At 70.6% G+C, this 1,747-nt stretch carries 2 protein-coding genes; one reads left to right on the forward strand and one right to left on the reverse strand.

Annotation, left to right across the window (positions count from 1 at the left end; translation table 11 throughout):
* Positions 1–1,048, forward strand: a 1,048-nt coding sequence (locus AC1DU6_RS29980) for an RNB domain-containing ribonuclease (protein ID WP_477861679.1), incomplete at its 5' end; no start/stop codon positions are given.
* A 3-nt stretch (positions 1,049–1,051) separates the two neighbouring features.
* On the opposite strand, the gene AC1DU6_RS29985 is transcribed toward AC1DU6_RS29980, so the two are convergent.
* Positions 1,052–1,747: ADP-dependent NAD(P)H-hydrate dehydratase (locus AC1DU6_RS29985; protein ID WP_477861680.1), on the reverse strand; the 696-nt coding region annotated here is incomplete at its 5' end.

Below are 1,747 nucleotides of genomic sequence, written 5' to 3' on the forward strand. Positions count from 1 at the left end.
CTCGCTCTACCGCGTGCACGAAGGTCCGACGCCCGAGAAGCGTACGACGCTGCAGAACTATCTGCGCTCGCTGGGCATTGGCATGGGTGTGTCCGACGACCCGACGCCGCGTGAATTCCAGGCGATCGCCCAGGCGACCAAAGACAGGCCCGACGCGCAGCAGATCCACACCATGCTGCTGCGCTCCATGCAGCAGGCCATCTACACCGGCACCAATTCCGGCCATTTCGGCCTGGCCTACCCGGCCTACACCCACTTCACCAGCCCGATCCGGCGCTATCCCGACCTGCTGGTCCACCGCGTCATCAAATGCCTGCTGGCGAGCAAGCGCTACACGCTGGACGCCAGCAAGATGAACGTGCCGCAGGCGCCCAAGCGCCCCGGCCGGCCAGCGCCGCCCAACCCGGCAGACGCCCGCAACGAGGCCGAGCGCTGGGAGGTCGTGGGCGCGCATTGCAGCGCCAACGAGCGTCGTGCCGACGAGGCCAGCCGCGATGTCGAGGCTTGGCTGAAGTGCCGCTACATGCGCGACCGTCTCGGCGAGGAGTTCGCCGGCACCGTCAGTGCGGTCACGTCCTTCGGCCTCTTCGTGCAACTGGATGCGCTCTACGTCGAGGGCTTGGTGCACATCACCGAGCTGGGCGGCGAGTACTACCGCTTCGACGAGGTGCGCCAGGAACTGCGTGGCGAGCGCACCGGCATTCGCTACGCGACCGGCGCCCGCGTGCAGGTGCAGGTCAGCCGTGTTGACCTGGACGGCCGGCGCATCGACTTCCGCCTGGTGCGCGACGCCGAAGACGCGCGCTCACCCGGGCGCGGCGGGGCATCCAAACCCACGGGCAAAGCCCCGGGCAAGACACCAGCCCGCAAGCGCGCGCCCAAGACGGCCGTCGAGACGCTGGACGATGTTCGCCAGCAGGATCGCGACGTGAAGAAGAGCCGCAAGGAAGTCGTCGCGTCCCTGCATCCGGTCAAGGCCGCACAGCAGGCCGCCAAGCGCGCCGCCAAGAAAACGGCTGCCAAGGCCGCGCCGCGCAAACGCCGCTGAGCGTCAGCGCAGCGCCGCCAGGCGCTCGATGAGCTCGCCGGCGCGCAGCACGCCGCCGTACTCGCCGGCGCGGCCGTGCGCGTCCACGCCGGTGCAGGCGATGGCGTGAGCCGTGGCGGATGGTTGCTGAGCCCACAGCCCGCCCAGCCAGCCGGCCAGCACGTCGCCGCTGCCGGCTGTAGCCAGGGCCGGGCCGCCGCTGGCGCAGAGCGCCGGCCGCTCGGCCGGTGAGGTGATCACGCTGCCCGAGCCCTTGAGGACGACGGTGCAGCCCAATTGCAAGGCCAGTTCCTGCGCAGCGGCGAGGCGGTCGGCCTGAATGGCGGTTGTGCCGCGATTCAGCAGGCGGGCGGCTTCGAGCGGATGCGGCGTCAGCAGCGTGGAGCCTGCTGGCCTTGTGCGCACAAGAGACTGCAGAGTTGTGTCGGCGGCGATGGCGTTCAGCGCGTCGGCATCGATGACGAGGCGCGGCAGCGTTTGCAGCAGTGAGGGCAAATGGGGTGTGATGGCGTCGCCAGCGCCACAGCCGATGACGCCCACTGCCTGGGGCAGCTCCGTGAGCCGGCCGCGCATCAACTCGAGCCAGCCGGAGTCAGCGACCTCGGCGGGGCCGAGCCCCAGCAGGTCCAGATAGACCCGTCCCGCGCCACAGGCCAGGGCCGCGCGGGCGGCCAGCCGGGCGGCGCCCTGCATACCCGG

Source organism: Roseateles sp. P5_B10 (assembly GCF_056400485.1).